Genomic DNA, 18,405 nt, shown 5'->3' on the forward strand with positions numbered 1-18,405 from the left:
CGCTGGAACAATGCGCCCTGCGAACAGGACAGTGCCCACTGCCATCGGCCCTCTGCGCGATCAGCGCACGCCCTGCTGCGTGGCCAAAGCGCGCAAAGGCGCGTCGTTGAAAATCCACAGCCCCCAGCGGCCCTCCACCGTGGCCAGGTCGGCCTCGCTGCCGGGTTTGATCCAGGCCAGCCGGCTTTGCGCGCCGGGCAACTCGATGGGCGGGATGTGGGCCGCCTCGGGGCCGATAGGTTTGGCCCAGCCGCCCCCCAACGCAAAGCGGTGGGTGTGCCACGCATCGGCGCGGCCCAGCAAGGCGGAGTGGACCAGCAAGGGCTCGATGACAAAGGCCAGCGCTGCCATCCACAACACCGCAGCAAAGGCCAGGGCGGGCTTGGACAAAGGCACGGCAGGCCGCTGCGTGGGCACCGGAACCGGTTGCGAGGCCAGATAGCGACGCCACGCCTGCCACGCCGCCGCCCATAGGGCCAGTGTGCCCACGGCCCATGTAGCGCGAGCGACCCAGCCCGGAGACGCGTGCAGGTGCACGTTGGGGGCGGCCACCATCAAAAACAGGCCCACCACAAACACCAGGACTGCACCGCCGAGCAGGGTCAGCACCTCGGGCTGGCGGTTCAGGTCGGTGCTGAAGGAGTTTGGAATGCCCGGCCACGGCAAGGCCACATCCGGCAGGGGGGCGTGGCTCTGCATCGCGCTGACCAGGCGCAGGTTGGCAAACGCCCGCGTCAGTTGGCTGTGGTTGTCTGGCCCCGACCAAGGCGGTGACATCGACCACACGCCGTATACCGATTTCAGACGCGGGCGTGGCGGATCGCCCGGCCGAAACCAAAAGGCAGGGCGGAGCACGCGTTGCCGGCCTTTGCCGAGTTGCAGCACGATCTCTGCCCATGCCATCGGGCTGATATTCCCGTTCAAGACATCTGTACGGCGCGTCGTGATGCCGCGCACCTCGCTCCACTCAATCTGCCAGTTCTGCCCAAACAGGTGGTGCAAGCCCAGCGGCATCCGGTGCTCTTGGCGCAAGCCTTGCGGGGTGATGTATAGCCTGAGGTGGCGATTCCACAGCCAGCGTCCTCCCCAGAACACCATTGCCCAAACCAGGTACAGACAAGGTAACCACGCTGCGTCTTTTTTCTGCATTTTTTGCAAAAACGCTGCACCCATGTCCCGCCACTCATCCCAGCTCATGTGGACCAGATTGGGAAACGTGCGCAGCAGCATCCACGCCACAAAAGCCAGCGCCACCACAACCAGCCCACCCAACACCAGCCATTGCACGCGCAGGCTGACGACGGGCACTTCATGTGATGTAGCGTGGCGATACACCAGCATCTCTTCGCTCTGGCGGTTTCGCTCTTCAAAGAGATCGGTGGGCAGCACAGGCGCTAGGGCGTTTTCAGTCGGCATGGATGGTGGCAGAGGAGGACAAGGCCGAAGGATTATCTGGCGCTGCCTCCGGCCAAACCCCAAGGGTTGCGTTACAAGGTATTTCAGCCGCCCAGGCCTGAACCCGCCCCTCCTGCCGCCGTGTGCCCTAAGGCGCTGTGGGTACCAACTTGCCTGCGGTTTGCGCAGGTGCGGCCCCAACCCACGGTGGCCGGCACCCACCCAACATGCAAGCCATTTCAGCCTCTAGCGCAGTCTCCAAAAGCGCTAGCAGCTACACATTCAATAGCAAATCACCACTTGCCAGCGCAACACTCACCCCACGCGCCGGTAGCTGGCGCGCATGAACGTGTTCCACTGCCCGTCCGGTTGCAGGCCTGCGGAGGTGAGGGTGCGCTCTTGCGGGCTCAGCAGGGTGATGGTGTCGCGGTAGCGTGTGGTGCTGCCGTCGCCCGTGAAGCTGGGGCCTTCGGTCTCCAGCGTCAGCACGCGCTGGTCGGCGTCAAGCGTGCCGCTGTACACAAACATGTGCGCCATCATCGAGCCCACCCAGCTGCCGCGAAACACCTGCTGCGCGGGGTCGTAGCCCAAGGTCATCAGCATGCGAGCCTCACCACCGCCGGGCATGGTGCCGGTGCCTTCGCACAGCACCCAGTAGTCGCCCAGCGCCCGCACCTGCTCGGTGCCGGTGCCGCGCTCAGGGGGTTGGCCAGGGCCCATGTCGGCCTCGGAGGTACAGGTCCAGTCGCCCAACAACTGGTGCAGCCAGCGGTGCAGGGCATGGGGTTCTGGATTCATCATCGATGGGTCTCCTGGTGGGGTGGATGGCGGCGCGTTTGCACACCGCCCGTCGCTCGCTCCGTCAGTCAGTCACTCTGTGGCTCAGTCGCGGTCTGGCGCACCGAGCGGAAAGTAGTGGCGGTAAGGTCGCCCGCCCTCCACCGCGCGTGCAAACGAGGGGCGTGCCAGCAGCCGGGCACGGTACGCGCGCAGCTGCGGGTAGGTAGCGGCGATGGGGTGCGTCCAGTCGGCATAGAACAGCGAGGGGGCTGCTGCGCAGTCGGCCAGCGAAAAGTGGTCCCCTACAGCCCAGGTCCGCCCAGCCCATGCGCCCTCCAGCCAGGCATAGGCCTTGTCCAACTTGTCGGCCGCCCAGGCCACGCCTTCTGAGCGGCGCTCGGGGTCGCCGGTCAACGCAGCATTCACCGCGTGCTGCACGGGGGCCATCACATGCAGGTCAAAGAAGCGGTCCATGAACCGCACCTCCAGCGCCGCCTTGGGATCAAGCGGAATCAACGGCACCGGCCCCGGGTGCGCAAGCTGCAGGTGCTCGATCACAATGCTGCTTTCCACCACCGTGCGGTCACCATCCACCAGCACCGGAAACTTGGCAAGCGGCCAGCGGCGCAGCCAGTCGGGGGCATGGTTGTCCGCCGCTGCGGGGTCGAGGTTGCGCAGCTCAAAGGGTGTCCCGTTCTCGTACAGCGCGGTCAGCACCTTCTGGGTGTAGGAAGAAAACGGGTGGCCGTAGAGGGCGAGGATGGCAGCGCCTGCGGGGGTGGACGCCAGCGCGCTCATGCGGGCACCACCACCATCCAGCTGACGCCGAACTTGTCGGCCACCATGCCAAAGGCGGGCGAGAAGAACGTCTTGGACAGCGGCATCTGCACCTGCCCGCCCTCGGCCAGTGCGTTGAACAGGCGCTGCGCCTCGGCCTCGCTGGCCGGGCTCAGCGCCAGCGAGATGCCCTGGAACGTGGGCTTGCCCGAGCCCATGCCGTCGGACGCCATCAGCACCGTCTCGCCCACCGTGAAGGCGGCGTGCATCACCATCTCGGGCGTTGGGCCGGGGCCAGGGCCTTCGCTGCAGCCCTGCCCGGCGGCGGGCTCGGGGTTGTCCTTGTAGCGCATCAGCATGGTCACCTGCGCGCCCAGCGCGCTGCGGTAGAAGTCCAGGGCCTCTTCACAGCGGCCTTCAAACATCAGATAGGGCTCAACTCTCATGGGATCTCCTGCGGGATGGAACGGACGGAGTGGCAACGGTGCCAACGTCATTGTGAACACCGTCCACAAACAATAGCAAAGATAATGGACAGTGTCCACATCCAAGCTGTCCATGACCGTAACCCCCCGCAACAAAGCCGCCACATCCAGTGAGCCCACCGCACGCACCACCTACCGCCACGGCGACCTGCACCGTGCGCTGCTGGACGCAGGCATCGAACTGGCGCGCCAGGGCGGCCCGGATGCGGTGGTGCTGCGCGAGGCCACACGCCGCGCGGGTGTGGCGCCCAATGCGGCGTACCGCCATTTCGCCAACCGGGACGACTTGCTGGGTGCCGTGCGCGCTGCTGCCGTGGCCGCCGCCGCGCGGTCCATGGAAACCGAACTGACCCAAGTGCCCACCACCGGCACACCCACAGAGCAGGCCCATGCCAAGGTGCGCGCCGTGGGCGCGGGCTACCTGCGGTTTGCGCACGCCGAGACAGGGCTCTTTCGCACCGCCTTCGGTGGCCGCTTCACGGTGCAGCAAAACCCAGACCCCGCCATGGGCGGCGCCACAGGACTCAACCCCTTCCAGCACCTGAGCGCTGCGCTGGACGACCTGGTGGCTGCGGGCGCCCTGCCACCCGCACGCCGCCCCGGGGCCGAATACCTGGCCTGGTCCACGGTGCATGGCATGGCGCTGCTCGCCATCGACGGGCCGCTGCGTAGCACGCCCCAGCAGATGCTGGACCAGCTGAGCCAGCGACTGCTGGACATGGTGGAACGAGGGCTCTGAGAACCTGTTGACGATATTCCAGGAGTCACACAACGGTTTTTTTGGGCAGAGATGCGCAAGGTACTTGTGCGGCTCCCAAAAGACTCTGAACGGGCTCCTATGACGTTATCGGCCGGTAGCGCCTATCCATCATGCCGATACAGCTATTGACTTAATAGCAAAGCCCACGATCCCTCATCTGGCAACCAGCCCATACAGCCGCGCCGTGGCCTGCACCCGCACCACCAGCGCGCGGCGCAATGCCGCGGGCCGCAGCACCTCCACCTGGGGTGACAGCCGCATCAGCTGCCCGCAGGCATGCTCCACCGACTCGATGGGGATCGTCACGGCCGTGCGGCCATCCTTGCGGCGGGACGGTGGCGCGGCGGCCACTGCGCGCGCCACGGCGCTGCTGAGGACGCGCAGGCCCCGCAGGCCAGCGGGCGTGGCCAGCAGCACGGCCTCACCCGTGTACAGGCCCGACTCAAAACGCTGGATCGATGCGGCCCAATAGGCGGGCAGGTCAAAGCGCGCGGGGCGTCTGGCCGATTTGCCCAGCACGGTGGCCGCCAGGATGTTTGAGACCCGGTACGTGCGAGGCGCGCGCTCGTCCGCGCCCGTGGGCATGGCCACCAAGTACCACACGCCCGCCTTCAGCACCAAGCCCAACGGGCTCACAGTGCGCTCCACGGTGTCCGTCCAACTGGTGTAACGCATCGCGATCTGGTGGCCGCTCCACACCGCTGCGGCCACCGTGGGCAGGTGCGGCGTGGGGTCGCTCTCGCGGTACCAGTCCACCGGGTCCAGGTGCAGGCGGGCACTCACGCGCTGGGCGTCCTCGCGCCAGGCGGCGGGTAGCGCGGCCAGTAACTTCAGGCGCGCACCCTCCACATCGCCGCCCAGGCCCAGGTCCTGCGCGGGGCCGGGCAGGCCGCTCAAGAACACGGCCTGCGCCTCGGACGGCGTGAGGCCAGTGAGCGTGGTCTTCCAGCCCGGCAACAGCGCAAAACCGCCATGGCGCCCCCGCTCGGCATAGATGGGCACACCGGCGGCACTCAACTGGTCCACGTCGCGGTAGAGCGTGCGCACCGACACCTCCAGCGCATCGGCCAGCGCGGTTGCGCTCATGCGGCCCCGGGTTTCGAGCAGCATCTGAAGGGAAAGCAGGCGGCTGGCGCGCATGGTGCAAAAAGGGTGTGGTGGGTGCGACAAGAGCGGCTAACAAACTCAGCGAAGCGGTTCTGGCTAGGCGCTGCGTCGCAGGCAGTACGCGTAGTGCGACAAGACGCGGCAACGACGCCAGAAGAGTTTGTTAGCCGCTCTAAAAGGCGATGCGCAAAGATATCCCAAATACCTGCCACAAGGTGGCATGTATGGCGGCGCAGACTGCGGGCTCGTTGTGTTTCTCTGCCCCTTTTCACCAGGAGCCCCCCATGCCCGAAGCCCTCATGGCCACGCCACCCCCTCCCTGCGCAGCAGCGCCCGCCGCCGACGAATGTGCTGTCGTCGAGCTGCGCCAGTACACACTGCACCCGCAGCAGCGCGAGGTGCTCATCGACCTGTTCGACCGCGAGTTCGTGGAAACGCAGGAGGCCCACGGCATGCGCGTGCTGGGCCAGTTCCGCGACCTGGACCGGCCCGACATGTTTGTGTGGCTGCGCGGCTTTGCCAGCATGGAATCCCGCCGCCGCGCGCTCGAAGGCTTCTATGGCGGCCCGGTGTGGGCCGCGCACCGCAGCGCGGCCAACGCCACCATGGTCGATTCGGACAACGTGCTGCTGCTGCGCCCCGCCTGGCCCGGCGCCGCCATCGCCCTGCCCCAGCACGCACGACCCGCGCCGGGCTGCAGCGGTGCGGCACCGGGCGTGCTCACCGCCACTGTCTTCCCCCTGCGCGAGAGCCACACGCCCGCGCTGCTTGACTTCTGCCACCACCGCATGGCCCCGCTGCTGCAGCGCAGTGGCGCGCGCCAGGTGGCGTGGTACTGCACCGAGGCCAGCGCCAACACCTTCCCTCGCCTGCCCGTGCGCGAGGGCGAACCCGTGCTGCTGGCGCTGGCCCTGTTTGGCAGCGCAGCGGCCGCCCAGGCCGTGACCAGCAGCGGCGCCTGGGAGCGCGGCCTGGCCCCGGGCCTGGCCCGCTGGCTGGCGGGCCCGCCCCACACCTTGCGCCTGCAGCCCACGGCGCGCAGCGCCTTGCACGCATGAAGCCCCACCAGAGCACCGCCATGACCACGCCCCATCTCATCACCATCCCCTCGCCCACCGTGGCCCCCAGCGCCGCGCGCGACTTCGACTTCCTCATGGGCCCCTGGCGCATCCGCAACACGCGCTTGGTGCGTCGCCTGGCGGGCTGCCACGACTGGGAGGTGTTCGACGCCACCGGCACCGCGCGCCCGCTGCCCGGCGGCATCGGCAACTGCGACGACTTCACGCCACTCGCGTGGAAGCCGGGCTATGTGGGTATGTCGCTGCGGGTGTACTGCCCGGCATCGCAGCGCTGGAGCATCTACTGGATCGACAACCTCACGGGCGGCCTGGACCCTGCCACCGGCCAGCTGCTGCCGCCCGTGATGGGTGGTTTTCAGAATGGCGTGGGCCTGTTTGAAGGCGAGGAGCTGTTCGAGGGCCGCCCGGTGCGCGTGCGCTTCGAGTGGTCGCAGATGCACACCGGCGCGCCGCGCTGGCAGCAGGCGTTTTCGGACGACGGAGGCGCGACCTGGGAGGTGAACTGGGTGATGGAGTTTGCACGGCCGGTGTGAGCGTCGGCAGCCCCCGCAGCACCCAGGCCCAAAGATTGGGACCCAAACAGCCCCTGCCGCACGGTGGCAGGACGCTAGCAGCTACCAAAACAGGAGCATTGACTCACACCGTCTGAAGCGCCGTCTCCTGCACTGGGAAGTCCGTGGACGCAGCCACCGCGCGCCACTGCGCCGTCTCTTTCGCCACAAAGGCATGCTTGTCGGCAATGGCTTGCAACGTATCGGTACCCAGCGGCAGGCGCAGCGGCGGGTGGGGGCTGGCCACCAGCTGCATCACGGCCTGGGCCAGGCGCACAGGGTCGCCGGGCTGGTTCAGGTTGATGCGGCGTGCGGCCTCGCGCACGGCACCGGCGCTCTCGGCGTAGTCGTCCAGCACGCGGGGCGACACGGCCAGCGAGGCGCTGTCCAGGAACTCGGTGCGGAAGTACCCGGGCTCCACCACGGTGGCGTGGATGCCCAGCGGCGCCAGCTCGGCGTGCAGCGCCTCGGTGATGCCCTCGACCGCGAACTTGGTGGAGCAGTACAGGCCAAACCCGGCGGCCGACTGCACGCCGCCCAGCGACGAGATGTTGACCACATGCCCGGCGCGGCGCGCGCGCATGGCGGGCAGCACGGCGCGGGTCACATGCAGCAGGCCAAACACATTGGTGTCGTACAGGCGCAGCACCTCGTCGGCGGTGGCCTCTTCCACCGCGCCCAGCAGGCCGTAGCCCGCGTTGTTGACCAGCACGTCGATGCGGCCGAAACGGTCGAGCGCCGCGCCTGCGGCATGGCGGGCCTGGGCCTCGTCGGTCACGTCCAGCGCCAGGGGCAACAGGGCATCGTGCCCGCCAAAGCGCTTTTCGATCGATGCGGCGTCGCGCGACGTGGCGATAACGGCGTCGCCCTGGGCCAGCGCGGCCTCGGCGATGCGCGCACCGATACCGCGCGAGGCGCCGGTGATCATCCAGACGCGGGGGTAGGAAGAGGTGTTATGGGGTGTGGAGGAAGGAGCAGCAACGGCCATGGCGAATGAAGGAGTGAGTGGTGGTGTGGAAAAGGCCCCATCAGGGGTGGATGGGCGTCTTACCGCGCCCGCAGCGATGAACTTTAGGGACGGCATTGCCATTTGAATAGCCCATAATTCACGGATTCATTGGCAACGCATGGTTGCCAATCCACATCGACTGCGCTCCCTCTTTGGCAATCACACCCCATGGCCATCAACGAACTGCGTGCCATCTTCAACTTTGCCAAGGCCGCCGAAATGGGCAGCCTGCGCCAGGCAGCAGCCGCACAAGGCCTCACGCCCCAGGCATCCAGCCAATTGCTGGGGCAACTGGAGTCCCATTTGGGGGTGCGGCTGTTTCACCGCACCACGCGCAGCCTGAGCCTGACCGAGGAGGGCCGGCAGTTCCTGGCGTCTGCACAACCGGGACTGGCAACGCTGCAACAGGCCATACAGGGCGCGCGCAGAGGGGGCGAAGCGATGGCTGGGCCACTGCGCATCGTGGCGCCGCGCTCCATCTTGCTGGAAGTGGTCTGGCCAGTCATCACCGAATTCTGTCGCCGTCACCCGCAAGTGGAGCCTGATGTGCAGTTGGACGACCGCATTGGCAACTGGGTGGAAGACCGCGTGGACGTGGGCTTTCGCTCGGGGTACCCGCCCGAAGGGGGCGTTGTGGCGCGGCGGCTGCTAAGCCTGCAACTCATCGTTTGCGCCTCACCCGCGTACATCGCTCGCCACGGAGCGCCCACATGCATCGCTGATCTGGCCCAGCACCGTTGCAGTGGCTTTCGCCACGCTGCCACCGGCAAGCCCATGCCCTGGGAATTCCAGGTAGGCGATGACATCGTCGCTCGTGACATCCTGCCCGCGTTCTGCACCAATGACATCGAAGTCGAGGCCCGCGCGGTACTGGGCGGCCACGCAGTAGGGCAACTGGTGGGAACCACGGCCGCCCCCCTGGTGCGCAGCGGACATTTGGTGCCACTGTTACCCCAGCATGTAGCGCAGCACCTGGGCTTGTACGTGTACTACGGGAACCGCAAAGCACTGCCCGAAAGGGTTCGTGCCTTCATCGACTTGGCCGTGGAGATGCTGGCCAACAATCCCGCGTATGCCCTCACGCCCCAGGAACTGGGTCTCGCTCAGGCAAAACCGGTGAGGACGCCCCGCGCACACCAGACAAGGTGATCCCCGCGCAGGGCCCCACTGGTGGGGCCTCCAGGTGAGACGGCAGCATGGGCTGGATAGGACAAACACGCCCCCTGCACGGCACCTCGGTCACCCTGGGGGCCTGTGAACAAATGCCACTTCCAGCCCGCTGTCCGTCACTGTGATTGCGCCCGGCTGCAGGCCCAGGCCGTCCAGCAGCGCCAGCTCTTGTGGTTTGACCTGGTGCAGCACCACTTCCATCAAAGACTGCTGGGCCAGCGCGGGGCCGTAGACATTGAGGAGATCGACCACCGCAGGCTGCAGGGTGGGGAACTGCAGCCGCGCCAGCCGCAGCTGGTGGGCGCGCACGGTGCGGTCGCTGGGCTCGTAGCGCAGCGCAAACTCCACCACCAGCTGCCCGCTGTGGGTGCGGCGCAGGGCTTGGCCTGCGGCGTCCACGGCCATGGCGGCGCTCAGGCGGTTGGCAACAGGCAGCGGGGACAGCTGGGGCGTGTGCACGGTCAAATCGAGCATGCCCTGCACCGGGTAGCGCAGGGGAAAGCGCTGGGCCACGCGCTCTTGCAGTTGGTCCAGCGGCACCGTCCAGCGCGGCTGGGCCTGGGCCAGGCCTGGCAGGCTGGCCAGTGCGCAGGCGGCGGTCAAGTGGTTCAAAAAAGATCGGCGATGCATGGGCTGGGCCACCTGTTCAGAAAAAAAAGAGAGGGCGCGGGGCAGGCCAACGCACCCAGGGTCTGAGCACCCACCGGCCGCAAGGTTGCATGGGCGCCACCGCCCGCAACACCCAAAAATTCGGGCCCTCAAAACGGTCTGCGCAGACGGCGCCGCCCGATACCCCTGCGTGGCGCTCTGATGTCTGCGGCGTCCTACACCCTATGGGCAACAGCCATCGCATACTGCGTACGCCGGTAAAAACAACAACAAATTGCATCATTTGCATGCAAAACAGGTAAACGTCAATCAATTGTCAAAAGCAATGACACCCCTTCCCACCGCTAAACGCGGGTGACCCGCAGGCCATGAACTTCCACAACCAAACCATTACCCAAAAATTGACGATCGCATTTTCGGTGCTCATCGCCATCTTGATCGGGGTGTCCATCCTGTCAGTGCACAGCCTCAGCGAATCCCAGCGCGAATTCCAGGACTTTGTCAGCGACGAATTCAGCCGCGGCGGGCTGGCCCGCGACGTGCGGGCGGCCGCCAGCGCCCGCGCCATTGCGGCGCGCAACCTGATCTTGCTGAACAACCCCGAAGACATCAGCGCAGAAACCGTGGCCGTGAAGGCCGCCCACGAGCGCGTGCAAGAGCGCCTGGCATTGCTGAAAAAGGCCCTGGCCGATTCCAAGGAAGCCCAGGCGCAAGAGCGCGAACTGTTCCAGAAGCTCGAAACCATCGAAGCCAAATACGGCCCCGTGGCGCTGGACATTGTGGGCATGGCCCTGGCAGGCAAGAAGGACGAGGCCACGGCCAAGATGAACGCCGAGTGCCAGCCGCTGCTCAAGCAGCTCATCGGCACCACGTCGGAATACACCAAGTTCATCGCCACATCGGGCGACAAGGAAATCCAGAAGGCGGCGGACAAGTTCAGCACCAAGCGCCTCACGCTCATCCTGGCCGCCATCGCCGCCGTGCTGGCCGCCCTGGCGCTGGCCACGCTGATCAACCGCAGCCTGATGCGATCGCTGGGGGCTGACCCGCTGGAGCTGAGCGCCGCCGCCAAACGCGTGGCATCGGGCAACCTGGGCCCCGTGCCGGGCAGCGCCACCGCGCCCGCCAGCAGTGTGCTGGCTTCGCTGGGCGAGATGCAGGCGGCCCTGGCCAGCATCGTGAGCAGCGTGCGCGCATCGGCCACTTCCATCGAAGCGGGCTCGCAAGAGATTGCCACGGGCAACACCGACCTGTCGCACCGCACAGAACAACAGGCCAGCAACCTGCAGCAAAGCGCCTCGTCGATGGAAGAGATGACGGCCACCGTCAAACAGAACTCTGACACCGCGCACCAGGCCAGCCAGCTGGCATCGGCCGCCCGCTCGGCCGCAGAGCATGGCGGCACCGTGGTGGGCCAGGTCGTCACCACCATGGACGACATCACCACCAGCTCGCGCAAGATCGCCGACATCATCAGCGTGATCGACGGCATTGCCTTCCAGACCAACATCCTGGCGCTGAACGCTGCAGTGGAAGCCGCCCGCGCCGGCGAGCAAGGCCGGGGCTTTGCCGTGGTGGCAGGCGAGGTGCGCACGCTGGCCCAGCGCAGCGCGCAGGCCGCCAAAGAGATCAAAACCCTTATCGAGGCCAGCGTGCAGAAGGTGGAAGCGGGCTCCACCCTGGTCAACACCGCAGGCTCGGCCATGACCGAGATCGTGGGCGAGGTCAGCCGCGTGGCCGACCTGATCGGCGAGATCAGCGCCGCCACGCGCGAGCAGACCACCGGCATCAGCCACATCGGCGGGGCCGTGGCCCAGCTGGACCAGGCCACCCAGCAAAACGCCGCACTGGTCGAACAAATGGCCGCAGCCGCCAGCAGCCTGAACCACCAAGCCCACGCACTGGTGACATCGGTGGCGGTCTTCAGCCTGGCAGACAACGACACCCGCCAGGCCATGGGGCAGCACGCAGCATGGCAGCCTGCTGCGGCACCCGCTCCGGCGCCACGCAGGGCGGTGTCTGCCGCTGCCGCCCCCGCCGTGCGCGCGCCCATGATGCGCACGGCCAAGGCCCCGGCACCCAGGGCACTGCCCCACCGGGCAGCCCACTCGCCCGCCACCGCAGCACGCCCTCCCGCACGGTCTGCGCCACTGGCGGCCCCGGCGAAACAGACACCCGCCAGCGCGAACTCCAACGACGGAGACTGGGAGTCGTTCTGACCCAGCGCTGAGCGCCGCACCTCGCTATGCCCCATAAGCCAACGCCCCGGCACCGTGCAATACGGTCCGGGGCGTTGGGCTGTGTGCAGGACAAAATCGCTGGGGATTCGCAGGCCGCTTGGGGGCCCGCGCAGCGTCAGGCCATTACTTGTCCAGCACGGTCGTGATCATGTCCCAGTGGGGGTAAGAGCTTTCGTCGGTGCTGGCCGTGCCCTTGCCGCCTGCAAACTTGAAGGCTGCGGTGCCGGTGCGGGCAATCTCCAGGGTCTTGAGCTTGCAGATAGCGGCCTTGGAGGGCGCATCGGTGCAGTAGCCGCGGGCTTTTTCCGTAATGGATTCGGCCACATAGCGCACTTGGCGCAGGTGGTCCACGGTCTGGAAGGTGCTCATCTGCACGTCCATCTTCACATCGCAACCGCAAGACTGCTTGAGCGCACCGGCCGCGCTGCGCACAGCGGGCTCCACTTCGGCGGTGTAGAAGTCGCGTTCTGCCTTGCCAGCGTGGGCCAAAGAAGCGCCGGCCAAGGCCAACGATGCGAGCACGAGCGAGTTGAATTTCATCAGGAATCCTTAGTCGGTTGAAACATGCTCCCAGGCTAAGAACCTGTTCAAGGTCTTTTCGGGGTCGCACAAGTACCTTGCCGGGATGGGATGCAAGGCGCGGTGCGCAGTGGATAGCTCAGCTATCCACAAGCGCCGCAACGCCGCAAACCGCCCGGCAAGGCACTTGCCCTACGGGTTGGAGTGAAATCGGGCGATTGGACGCCCCGGCTGCTTGCATGGGCACGAGCCCATGCGGCACATCCGAAGCATCCACTCATCCCGATTGCACTCCAATGCGATCCCCGAAAAGATTTTGAACAGGTTCTAAGGGCTCCTCCCCTTTCATGCCTGCCCGAACCTGTTCAAAGGCCCCTGGAGCGGGCGCATTGTGCGCCGCGCCAATGCGCCTCAACCGCCAAACATCGCCCTTTGCAACGCTTAATGGCACATGTTGTGCACTATTTCACTTTTGCAGCAGCACGGCCTGCTGCTGCGACGGCAGGGCAGCGCTCAGCGCCCCACCACCGACCAGCCAGCCTTCTGGTTGGACTTGTCGTTTTCATATTCCCAGGCGGTGCCACAGCGGTCGCACACATAGCGGGTGATGGTGACCGAGCCTTGCTCGCGGTCTTCCTTTCGGTTGCCGCGCTGCACCAGCTCGGCGTGGCCCGGGGCCTTGCGCCAGTTGCGCTGGATGCCCTGGCAGGGCTCGCACAGGGTCATGGGGTTGAGTTCGCGTTGGCGGGCTAGTTCTTTGGTCATGTGGGGGCAGCCCTCGGGGGCCGGGGTGTGGGGTGGGATTGCGTGCTGCAGGGCGGCTACTGTAAGGCACCCGTGCGCGCATGAACACAGCGGGGCGCACCTTTGACAAGCCAAATTGGCCTCTAGCGCTTAATACAAAAGCGCCAGCAGCTATCAAATCAGGAGCTATCACGCGACCCCAGCACCTTCGCCATGCGGGCGTTGCGCAGCACCACGCGGTCGTGAAACCGTCAGCCCGCCGCCATGCGCAGCCTGCGCGCCGCGTCTTCGTCGCGTGCGTCGTCAATCTCGCGCAGCACGGCTTGCATGTCCACATCGACGTGGTCGGGGGCATACACGCCGCTCAGTGGGGTCTCGTTGGTCAGCAGGCCGCTTTGGTACAGGCTCCAGATTTCGGGACCGTATTGGGTGGTACGCAGCTCGGGGGCGAACTGGCCGAAGAAGTCGCGCAGGTTGGCCACGTCGCGCAGCAGCATGCGCTGGGCGTGGTTGTTGCCCGCAGCGTCCACGGCCTGGGGCAAGTCGATGATGACGGGGCCGTCCGCTGCGGGCTGGTCGTCGTCGCCGGGCAGGTGCGCCAGCAGGATGTTGAACTCCGACAGGTCGCCGTGCACTACGCCCGCACACAGCATGCGCACCACCTCGCCCACCAGCGTGGCGTGGTGGGTGCGCGCGTCTTCGGGCGTAAATCGCACATCGTTCAGGCGCGGGGCGGCGTCGCCGTGGGCGTCGGTCACCAGCTCCATCAGCAGCACGCCGTCGTGAAAGTTGTAGGGCTGCGGCACGCGCACGCCCGCAGCGGCCAGGCGGTAGAGCGCATCGACCTCGGCGCTTTGCCAGGCGGCCTCTTGCTCTTGCCGGCCAAACTTGCTGCCCTTGGCCATGGCGCGGGCCGAGCGCGAGTTCTTGACCTTGCGGTTCTCGGTGTAATCGACGGCTTGGCGAAAGCTGCGGTGGGTGGCCTCTTTGTAGATCTTGGCGCAGCGCGTTTCATCACCGCAGCGCACCACAAAGACCATGGCCTCCTTGCCGCTCATGAGTTGCCGAACCACGGTGTCGATCAGGCCTTCCTCGATGAGGGACTGCAGGCGGGGGGGTGCTTTCATCGGTGCATTTTGCGCCCGGCGCGCAAGCCCCTCAGCCGCCAGCGGTCACATCGCGCAGCCGCTGGTGCTCAGGCCCCTGCCAGTCGGGCGGCAGTTGGTGCTTGGCCTGCAGGTAGTGGTGGGTGAACACGTCCAGGTAGGCCTGCAGCGCCTGCGCGGCCAGCGGCTCGCCCGCCAGGTCCAGGCACAGGCCTGCCACTTCCGAGGTGCAGAAGTGGTCCTCCCGGCGCGAGCGGCGCAGCTGGTAGCGCGAGATCTGCTCGGGCTGCAGGCTCAGCACCGGAAAGCGGTCGATGTACGGACTTTTGCGGAACATCTTGCGCGCCTCGGGCCAGGTGGCATCGAGCAGAATGAACAGCGGGCGTTTGCTGTCGGTGGCGCCTTCAGGGGGCAAGGCCACCTCGGTCACCACCCGCTCAGGCGCCACGAACTCGCCAGGGAAGACCACGTAAGGCTGCCACTGCGGGTCGGCGAGCAAGGCCAGCAGGGCCGGGTCCACCTCGGTGCGGGCCCAGCCAAAGGCAAAGGTGTCGGGCACCACATCGGCAATCAGCCAGCCGGTGTTGCTGGGCTTGAGGGGCTCGATGTCTGCCATGAGCAGGCACACCCCGGCGCGCGTGGGCACCACGGGGCACACGCCGCACAGGCAGTGGCTGGGCACCAGGCGGCAGCCAGGGCAGCGCTCGCCACGCGGGCCGCCGCGCGCCAAAAAGGGCTTGGCGCTGCGCGCCAGCCGCGCCGTGCGCAGGCGGGCCACGGCATGGGGCGACGGGGATTCAGAGCGCGCAGGGGAAGCTGCGGGCGCTTGGGGGCCGCCAAGCGCCTGCGGGGCGAGGGGTGGCAACGGCATCAGAGCCGCCCCGCCTTCTCCAAAGCAAACAGGGGCACCTCGGCGTGCTCGCTCAACCACACACCGCCGCCCAGTTCGGTAAAGCCTTCGGCCAGCGTGCGGCGGTACAGGCTGGCGGGGTGCTTGTGCATGCGCGGGTCGGTCACCTGCTCGTCCACCACGTCGTCTTCCCAGTCCTCGCGGGCCACGGCTTCGATGTAGAGCGCGCCTCGGCTCAGGCGGGCCAGGTTGCGCAGGGCCTTTTTCGCATCGGCCTCGTTCAGGTAGGGCAGCACGCCCTGGCAAATCACCAAGTCAAACGGCTCGGCCGGGTCGTGTGCGCGGTAGTCCACCACCGATCCACGCTCCCACCCAAAACGCTCGCACAGGTAGCTGCTGAACTCCACGCCATGGAACTGCGCGGTGGGGAAATGCCGCGCCACCACGTCGCGCCACAGGCCAATGCCGCAGCCCACATCCAGCACGCGCAGCACCGGCACGCGCAGGTACTGCAGATAGCTGCACACAAACGCACCCAGCCGCTCGGTGTGGGCCGGGTCTACCACGCTGGTTTTCTTGTCAAAGTAAAAGCGCTGGTAGTACGCCTCGTCAAACATCGTTGCACTGGCAGATTGCATCCGCAGCCATCCCATCATTCAAAACAAAAAGAGCCTCTAGCGCTTACCAATCAAGCGCCAGAAGCTCTTAAAAATAGAGCAAACCAATCAAGCAGCGGGCCGGTGCAGCACGCACAGCTTGTTGCCCGTGGGGTCACGCAGGTAGGCCAGATACAGCTTGCCGCTGGGGCCTTCGCGATAGCCGGGTGGGTCTTCGCAAGTCACACCACCGCTGGCCACGCCTGCGGCATGCCAGGCATCGGCCTGCTCGGGCGATGTGGCCAAAAAGCCGGTGGTGCCACCATTGCCATGCGTGGCAGTCTCGCCATTGATGGGGGTAGAGATGCAGAACGTGCCCGTGGGACTGCGGTAAAAGTAGCGGTTCTTATTGGCCACACCGGGTGGCACGCCCAAGGTGCCGAGGACGGCGTCGTAAAACTTCTTGGACACTTCCAGGTCATTCACACCCAGCATCACGTGACTGAACATTGTTTTGATCTCCAAAGGGGGCGCCCAATAGCGGGCAAAGGTTGCGCGGATCGTACCCGCAGCCGCCATCCTGGCCCAAGCGCCTGTTTACGATCTCGCAGGGGATCGTAAACAGGCTCTCAGCCCCGCCCTGAAACCACCGCGACAGCGCACACCATGACGACACCTTCCTCCGCAGCCTCCACAGCCCCCACCCACTTCACCCCCGTGCCGCTCGACAAAGCCTACCGGCTGCTCAACCACGGGCCCACCGTGCTGGTGTCGGCTGCGCACGCGGGCCAGCGCAATGTGATGGCCGCCGCCTGGGCCTGCGCGCTGGACTTTGCCCCGCCCAAGGTCACCGTGGTGCTCGACAAAGCCACCCGCACCCGCGAACTGGTCGAGGCCAGCGGCCACTTTGCCCTGCAACTGCCCACCGTGCCCATGGCCGCGCTGACCGAAGCCATCGGCACCGAAAGCGCCCACACCCACCCCGACAAGCTGCAGCGCCACGCCGTGCCACTGTTTGACGCACCTGCGCTGCCAGACATCGCGGCAGAGCACAGCCCGCCCCTGGTGCAAGGCTGCGCCGCCTGGCTGGTGTGCCGCGTGATCCCCGAGCCGCACAACCAGCAGGCCTATGACCTGTTCATTGGCGAAGTGGTGGGCGCCTGGGCCGACGACCGCGTGTTCCGCAACGGGCACTGGGAGTTTGACTCCGCCCCCGACAGCCTGCGCACGCTGCACTACGTGGCGGGCGGGCAGTTCTATGCCACGGGTGCGTCGGTCAAGGTTTGAACCAAAAGCACATGCACCGCCCGCACAATAAGCGCAACCAGCTACCAAAACAATAGCGAATACCTGCTACCTGCGCCGCCCACCCGCACGGCACAGGCGGAACTTTGCAGCGGTGCCCCACTCCAGCATCCGGTATTAAAAATAACCATCTGCCGCCCCTGCAGGCGAGCAAGCCTGGTTCATGCCAACCTGATCACTGGACACTGGAGAAACTTGCCCATGAAGCTGTTCCGATTTCTGGAGGGAACGCCCGCCCCCGCGCCCGAGGGCCTGAACACCGGCCGACGCCGCATGCTGGCCATGGGCTGCGCCTGCTGCGCCATGGTGGCTGGCGGCATCAGCCCTGCGGCGGCGCAATTGCCCGGCGTGCAAAGCCACTTGGCCGCCGCCAAGAAGGCTGCGGGCACCGACCTGCTGCCCTACCTGCGCCTGGGCGAAGTGGCCGACCCCGCCATGGCCGACCCCAAAGCCATGCCCCGCGACCAACTCATGCGCCTGCCCGCACCGCCGCCCGGCCAGGCGTTTGACAACCTGTACTTTGTGGGCAACAAGTGGGTCAGCGCCTGGGTCATTGCCACCAGCCAGGGCCTGATCCTGGTCGATGCCATGGACAACGACGACGAGGCCGAGCACATCATCGAAGCTGGCATGCGCAGGCTGGGCCTGAACCCGGCGCAGATCAAGATGGTGATCGTCACCCACGGCCATGGCGACCACTACGGCGGCGTGGGCTACCTGCGCCGCCGCTACGCTCCCGCTGTGCACATGGGCGCACCCGACTGGGAGATGACCGCCACCCAGCTCGAATTTGACCGCCCCGACTGGGGCCGCCCGCCCGTGCGCAACCCCGCCACCGACCTGGCCCTGAAAGACAGCGACCGCCTGCGCCTGGGCGACACCGCCATCGACATCCTGTTGACCCCCGGGCACACCATGGGCACGATATCCCTGCTGTTCAGCGCCCGCCAGGGCAGCCAGGTGCACCGCACGCTGCTGTGGGGCGGCACCTCGTTCAACTTTGGCCGCCAACCCAACCGCATGGAACGCCTGCAGGCCTACATCGACGCCACGGCCCGCGTGCGCGATGTGGCCCGTGCGCAGAACGTGGATGTGTTCATCTCGAACCACAACGGTTTTGACCAGGCTGTGGAGAAGCTGGCGCTGATGCAGCAGACCGGGCAGAGCCAGCACCCTGCGCGCAGCCGCTCCGCCAACCCCTTCGTCATTGGCGCAGACGCCACCCAACGCGCACTGACCGTGATGCACGAATGCGCCCAGGCCACCCTGGTGGCGTGGCAAAGCGGCAAGTAAGCCCAAAGGCCCCCAGCGCTTATCCTCAAA

At 66.6% G+C, this 18,405-nt stretch carries 20 protein-coding genes; 7 read left to right on the top strand and 13 right to left on the bottom strand.

Going from position 1 to position 18,405, the window contains the following annotated elements; genetic code table 11:
• Positions 1-60: 60 nt before the first annotated feature.
• The 4 genes from CLU88_RS13610 to CLU88_RS13625 form a co-directional block, all read right to left on the bottom strand.
• Complete coding sequence (locus tag CLU88_RS13610) at positions 61-1,416, bottom strand: hypothetical protein (protein WP_099657053.1); 1,356 nt, start codon at positions 1,414-1,416, stop codon at positions 61-63.
• A 294-nt stretch (positions 1,417-1,710) separates the two neighbouring features.
• A complete protein-coding gene (locus tag CLU88_RS13615) occupies positions 1,711-2,196 on the bottom strand; it encodes a DUF1579 domain-containing protein (RefSeq protein ID WP_099657054.1) in 486 nt (161 codons plus the stop codon).
• Positions 2,197-2,277: 81 nt separating this feature from the next.
• On the bottom strand, positions 2,278-2,973 hold the full coding sequence (locus CLU88_RS13620) for a glutathione S-transferase family protein (RefSeq protein WP_099657055.1): 696 nt from the start codon (positions 2,971-2,973) through the stop codon (positions 2,278-2,280).
• On the bottom strand, positions 2,970-3,398 hold the full coding sequence (locus CLU88_RS13625; RefSeq protein ID WP_099657056.1) for a VOC family protein: 429 nt from the start codon (positions 3,396-3,398) through the stop codon (positions 2,970-2,972). Before CLU88_RS13625 ends, CLU88_RS13620 begins: the two co-directional genes overlap by 4 nt.
• Before the next feature lie 112 nt (positions 3,399-3,510).
• Between CLU88_RS13625 and CLU88_RS13630 the strand changes: the two genes are divergently transcribed.
• On the top strand, positions 3,511-4,176 hold the full coding sequence (locus CLU88_RS13630; RefSeq protein ID WP_099657057.1) for a TetR/AcrR family transcriptional regulator: 666 nt from the start codon (positions 3,511-3,513) through the stop codon (positions 4,174-4,176).
• Between the two features lie 174 nt (positions 4,177-4,350).
• Here the strand turns inward: CLU88_RS13630 and CLU88_RS13635 are convergent, their stop codons facing one another.
• Positions 4,351-5,337 carry a YafY family protein gene (locus CLU88_RS13635; RefSeq protein ID WP_099657058.1) on the bottom strand — a complete coding sequence of 329 codons (987 nt, stop codon included), beginning with the start codon at positions 5,335-5,337 and terminating at the stop codon, positions 4,351-4,353.
• 251 nt (positions 5,338-5,588) lie between these two features.
• Here CLU88_RS13635 and CLU88_RS13640 point away from each other — a divergent pair, with 251 nt between their 5' ends.
• Together CLU88_RS13640 and CLU88_RS13645 are read left to right on the top strand one after the other, a co-directional pair.
• Positions 5,589-6,362, top strand: a complete 774-nt coding sequence (locus tag CLU88_RS13640; protein WP_233205464.1) for an NIPSNAP family protein — start codon at positions 5,589-5,591, stop codon at positions 6,360-6,362.
• 20 nt (positions 6,363-6,382) lie between these two features.
• Entirely contained in the window at positions 6,383-6,916 is a 534-nt protein-coding gene (locus CLU88_RS13645) for a hypothetical protein (protein ID WP_099658863.1), read from the top strand.
• 103 nt (positions 6,917-7,019) lie between these two features.
• Here the strand turns inward: CLU88_RS13645 and CLU88_RS13650 are convergent, their stop codons facing one another.
• Positions 7,020-7,922, bottom strand: coding sequence for an oxidoreductase (locus CLU88_RS13650; protein ID WP_099657059.1), 903 nt, complete (start codon positions 7,920-7,922; stop codon positions 7,020-7,022).
• A 189-nt stretch (positions 7,923-8,111) separates the two neighbouring features.
• On the opposite strand from CLU88_RS13650, the gene CLU88_RS13655 reads away from it, so the two are divergent.
• The gene (locus tag CLU88_RS13655; protein ID WP_099657060.1) at positions 8,112-9,092 is read left to right on the top strand and encodes a LysR family transcriptional regulator; all 981 of its coding nucleotides are present in this window, start codon (positions 8,112-8,114) and stop codon (positions 9,090-9,092) included.
• A 90-nt stretch (positions 9,093-9,182) separates the two neighbouring features.
• Here CLU88_RS13655 and CLU88_RS13660 read toward each other — a convergent pair whose 3' ends face one another.
• On the bottom strand, positions 9,183-9,743 hold the full coding sequence (locus tag CLU88_RS13660) for a DUF1439 domain-containing protein (RefSeq protein ID WP_099657061.1): 561 nt from the start codon (positions 9,741-9,743) through the stop codon (positions 9,183-9,185).
• Between the two features lie 347 nt (positions 9,744-10,090).
• Between CLU88_RS13660 and CLU88_RS13665 the strand changes: the two genes are divergently transcribed.
• A complete protein-coding gene (locus CLU88_RS13665) occupies positions 10,091-11,941 on the top strand; it encodes a methyl-accepting chemotaxis protein (protein ID WP_099657062.1) in 1,851 nt (616 codons plus the stop codon).
• Between the two features lie 144 nt (positions 11,942-12,085).
• On the opposite strand, the gene CLU88_RS13670 is transcribed toward CLU88_RS13665, so the two are convergent.
• From CLU88_RS13670 to CLU88_RS13700, 6 genes are all read right to left on the bottom strand, one after another.
• Entirely contained in the window at positions 12,086-12,502 is a 417-nt protein-coding gene (locus CLU88_RS13670; protein WP_099657063.1) for a hypothetical protein, read from the bottom strand.
• Positions 12,503-12,994: 492 nt separating this feature from the next.
• Positions 12,995-13,246, bottom strand: coding sequence for a hypothetical protein (locus CLU88_RS13680; protein ID WP_099657064.1), 252 nt, complete (start codon positions 13,244-13,246; stop codon positions 12,995-12,997).
• A 230-nt stretch (positions 13,247-13,476) separates the two neighbouring features.
• Positions 13,477-14,352, bottom strand: a complete 876-nt coding sequence (locus tag CLU88_RS13685) for a PA4780 family RIO1-like protein kinase (RefSeq protein ID WP_099657065.1) — start codon at positions 14,350-14,352, stop codon at positions 13,477-13,479.
• Between the two features lie 31 nt (positions 14,353-14,383).
• Positions 14,384-15,202 (bottom strand): tRNA-uridine aminocarboxypropyltransferase, encoded by an 819-nt coding sequence (locus tag CLU88_RS13690; RefSeq protein WP_099657066.1) that lies wholly within the window; start codon positions 15,200-15,202, stop codon positions 14,384-14,386.
• On the bottom strand, positions 15,202-15,819 hold the full coding sequence (locus CLU88_RS13695) for a class I SAM-dependent methyltransferase (protein ID WP_099657067.1): 618 nt from the start codon (positions 15,817-15,819) through the stop codon (positions 15,202-15,204). The genes CLU88_RS13690 and CLU88_RS13695 overlap by 1 nt, the downstream gene beginning before the upstream one ends.
• Before the next feature lie 87 nt (positions 15,820-15,906).
• A complete protein-coding gene (locus tag CLU88_RS13700) occupies positions 15,907-16,287 on the bottom strand; it encodes a VOC family protein (RefSeq protein ID WP_099657068.1) in 381 nt (126 codons plus the stop codon).
• A gap of 156 nt (positions 16,288-16,443) precedes the next feature.
• Here CLU88_RS13700 and CLU88_RS13705 point away from each other — a divergent pair, with 156 nt between their 5' ends.
• A complete protein-coding gene (locus CLU88_RS13705; protein ID WP_099657069.1) occupies positions 16,444-17,064 on the top strand; it encodes a flavin reductase family protein in 621 nt (206 codons plus the stop codon).
• A 219-nt stretch (positions 17,065-17,283) separates the two neighbouring features.
• Positions 17,284-18,375 (top strand): MBL fold metallo-hydrolase, encoded by a 1,092-nt coding sequence (locus CLU88_RS13710; protein ID WP_099657070.1) that lies wholly within the window; start codon positions 17,284-17,286, stop codon positions 18,373-18,375.
• Positions 18,376-18,405 lie beyond the last annotated feature (30 nt).

Origin of the sequence: Acidovorax sp. 56 (assembly GCF_002749705.1) — a bacterium.
Lineage (GTDB): Bacteria > Pseudomonadota > Gammaproteobacteria > Burkholderiales > Burkholderiaceae_C > Acidovorax.